Annotated in this window: 5 protein-coding genes; all 5 read right to left on the bottom strand. The window is 41.5% G+C overall.

Going from position 1 to position 3726, the window contains the following annotated elements; all coding sequences use genetic code 11:
- Positions 1–138: 138 nt before the first annotated feature.
- The gene (locus JGK39_RS33125; protein ID WP_293299020.1) at positions 139–1986 is read right to left on the bottom strand and encodes a hypothetical protein; all 1848 of its coding nucleotides are present in this window, start codon (positions 1984–1986) and stop codon (positions 139–141) included.
- A gap of 62 nt (positions 1987–2048) precedes the next feature.
- On the bottom strand, positions 2049–2759 hold the full coding sequence (locus tag JGK39_RS33130) for a hypothetical protein (protein ID WP_293309019.1): 711 nt from the start codon (positions 2757–2759) through the stop codon (positions 2049–2051).
- Positions 2740–3105 (bottom strand): hypothetical protein, encoded by a 366-nt coding sequence (locus tag JGK39_RS33135; RefSeq protein WP_293322662.1) that lies wholly within the window; start codon positions 3103–3105, stop codon positions 2740–2742. The genes JGK39_RS33130 and JGK39_RS33135 overlap by 20 nt, the downstream gene beginning before the upstream one ends.
- A gap of 28 nt (positions 3106–3133) precedes the next feature.
- Positions 3134–3361: a hypothetical protein gene (locus JGK39_RS33140; RefSeq protein ID WP_293322665.1), complete on the bottom strand. Its 228-nt coding sequence runs from the start codon at positions 3359–3361 to the stop codon at positions 3134–3136.
- Positions 3306–3726: hypothetical protein (locus JGK39_RS33145; protein ID WP_293322668.1), on the bottom strand; the 421-nt coding region annotated here is incomplete at its 5' end. The genes JGK39_RS33140 and JGK39_RS33145, both read right to left, overlap by 56 nt.

Genomic DNA, 3726 nt, shown 5'->3' on the forward strand with positions numbered 1-3726 from the left:
AACAAGTTCTTCTATTTTTGAGACCAAAGCATTCTTGATAGTACCTTTAGCGCTACCCCTCTCTTTCTTCCCCCCGGGACGCATACCGCCCGGTTTTGGTTTGCTGCTTGATGGTTTCTTGGCCACGATTTAATACCTCTAATTTAACTTACTAAGCGCTGCTGCAATCGAAATCGAGTCGGGACGAAAAACCCATTTTACAATAGGAATCTTACTTGGTCGCAGCATTTGTCCGAGAACTTTTTCTACTTCGTTATCGGTCTTAGGTTTGCTGACATCAATCTCCTTTGGTTTTTTCTTTTCAAACCCTTTGTGAGATTCATGAATCGTAAAACATACAGGCAAATCCTCTGTATCTAAGTCAGGTGTGACCCCTAGGACTTCCGATATAAAATCAACTTTACGACTCAATTCTGCAACAGCAGACATCATCTGTACTTGCTGCATAATGGTTGATATCTCAAACTTCTGAGTGCTGTCACCATTGCTCATTGCTTCAGCCACCATTTCATACACGCCAGCAGCCCAAGCAGTAGCGTTAACATTTTTCCATTCACTGCCTAGCGGTTTACTTACGGGATTAATAATCAATCCATTGGCTAACATTCTAAACAAGGCTTCATTCAATGCGTAATAATCCTCGCATTCTTCATTGCCCTTGCCACCGGGAACTAAAAATTGTTTAGCAACTTTGAATTTTTTCTTCATCTTGGCAATACCAAGATATTTGTAGATTTCTTCGACTTTATCGCAGCAGTTCATGGGTTTTACTGTTTGAGGATAGTTGGGTAAATTTGCTGAAACAATTTGTTTTTCGGGGTCTCCGCACTTAATTAACTCAATATTTGTTTTTCTTATTAACTCCCAATCCAAAAAGTCCCAAAATACTTTAAAACCTCCAGTAGTTAAATTATTTATATAATTATAATAAGTCGTGTACCCGATGATATCATACGGATGAGAATATACAGTACCCGGAACAAGTCCGAGATAGTCGTCTGTTATTACCACCCTGCGATAATAATCCTCTTGGACGTGATTTATTGTGCCAAAGGGAGCCATAGAACGCGCGATTGAATAACATATAATCCGATTTTTCCACGGGTCGGTATAAATACTGCCCGGGGAAACCTGAAGAGTGTTTATATTAGCCTGAGTCACGTTAACGCAAAAGGTTGGTGGTTCTGGCGGATTTATATACGGCTCTCTTAAGTTCCCGGTTTGAGGCGGAATAACGGAATAATATGTTAAACCGTTACCATCGTGATACCAGTATCTACCATCAGTGCCAATATCGACAGTTCGCACGTAATATAACCCTGGTTTTAATGAGCTATAGGCAGGGGTGAACGGAATTGATGGTGTCCAATCCGACGGCATCTTATTGTTTGGATTGGGTGTGTCGGGTTGTTGTATCACCTCCTCCTTCTGTCCATCAGGTGCTAGAGTGATTCCCGTACTAATTCCCGGTAAGCTCAAACCCAATCGTACAGAAGTTTTGCCATCTTTATCGTTTGCTACATCAACACTAATACCAAAAGCCGACACACCTAAACTACCGCTTTCGTTACCCTTGCCTTTAGCATTGACCCCAAAGCCAAGTACATTTACCCCAAACGATACATTCTCTACAGAAATGCCTGTTGGTGTGCGCTTAACTTCACCTCCAAAACTTACACCAAATCCTTGTTTGACACCAATCTCTACCTCAGCTTTAGCACTTTGTTCTGCGGGGTTAATTTCGATCGACACACCGGGTAGCGGTAATTCTTGCACCCCTACCGCTACATCGGAAACCCCCGATATACCGCCAAAACTACCGAGTTCGCGAGTACCGGACACCCCGAGCATACCTATTTCTGGCGTCGCTGGAGTATCTTTCCGTCCGGCATCAAATTGTTCGGATGGAGAGGGACGCCGAGTAGTATCTTTGTCAAGGTTGATATTACTACTCGGGATAGATATACCTCTTTTACTTTTTACCATTGATTTTTAAATGACTACTACTTACTAATTGCCACCAACTCTGGCGGCAGAACTGAGGTAAGCTACACAACAATATCAATTGTTGTCCCATTGCGCCACAGACTACCAGAAGATAACCCAGTAGGTGATGTGGGTAGAGCGGTTAATCGTAACGAGGGGTTGCTGAGAACCAAAGGGCCTGTAAATAATTGCGAACTTCCAGAATTCAAAAAAGCAATTTCAAGCCAATTAGTCCAAATATTATTAATTTCGCTCCGCTTCCACCAGCGGTTATTAAACGCAAATTCTTGTACCCGATATTTGTTAGCAATAGAAGTACCAAACAAGGTATCGAATTGTTGAAGCATCCCTGTATTATTTGGAAGATTTAAATTGGTTGCACCACCATCAATCCATCGCATCCCTGCATAACTGCTGTAAACCTGTTCGTTAGCGTTGATTGCACCAGCAGTATTTGAGCGCGGTTGCAATCCATAGGTATTTGAAATGCTTGCAAAACCCAATGTCTGAGGATTTTGCCATGTTCTGTCACCTCTCAACAGCCATTGTTGTTGACCAATATCAGCCCCCTTCACTAAACCGTTTGTGCCAGAGGCTGTCGGCGTAGCAGCACCAAACAGATCAAGAAGAGATTCTAGGCTAGCTATCCTAGCGCTTAATTCTTGAAAATCATTGTTTTTTTTTGAGATATCAATGGTGACTGCAAATTCAATCTCAATAAAATCACTTTGCTTAAGCAAGCCATTTCCGTAATCAATCAATTGAATACCCAAAAAAGTAACTCTTACGTCCTGCATTGGTAAGAATAATTTCAGCTTTTTCTCTCCATGTGCCTGTATTGTTTTTACGGCTAAGAATTCTTAACCCTATCTTTTGGCTGCTTAATTCAGCAGCCGTAAATAAAGCCAGCTTTTCTGCGTCAGACTCATCTCCCTCATAACTGGGGAATTTCATCAATTGAAAACTTTTTAAGGAAACATTACAGAAACAGGCTTCTAAGTACACGGCTGCTTTTTCATCAATCAGCAAGGGTTCATCGCGAAAATGTACAATTTCTGCAACCGCGTTTGTAGCGGTAGAGGTAAGTGCGATTGAAAAAGTGCGAGTTGATAGTGTCATATTTCTCAAGGTAGGTGCTTACTTTAGATTAAGTCATCACAATGAAATCAGAAAAGCCATCGCCGAAGCCTTCGACAAATCCTTCCAAAAAGTTACCTAGTGAAGGATTTTCTTCAGTTATTGATTCAATTTTATTTTCTACTTGCTGAGCAATAGTCCAGCTTTGCCCTTCTTGTAAACCCCAATTAGCAATCGCATTATCAATACTGCTGATGCCAGTTCTTATGTTGTTTCTTGCCCATTTTCTGATTTCCATGTAACCCAATTTGGCGGCTAAATTGCGAGCGTATCTGATAAATGTATTTGCCAGTTGACTCAACTCTTCTTGTGATGTCACTTCCTTCCTGTTGGGCTGTAATGCAAAGTGCTGCGGATGCAGTTATGTTGATGTTCATTTTAGGGTTTGATTTTCCGCCACCAAGCATGAATCCAGCAAGCATTCTACCCGTAGATTCTCCAACAGTGTTAAGAAAGCTGTTATACATACTTTCTAATTCCGCAACTATCGCAGCATCACTTTGTGCCCAGTCAAGGTTGTACAAAGTATTTGTAGTACCGACAATCGCCTGTTGTAATGTCGGTAACATCATCCCTAGGGTGAAGCCGCCAATCTTGATACTT

Source organism: Microcoleus sp. PH2017_12_PCY_D_A (assembly GCF_020738565.1).
GTDB lineage: Bacteria > Cyanobacteriota > Cyanobacteriia > Cyanobacteriales > Microcoleaceae > Microcoleus.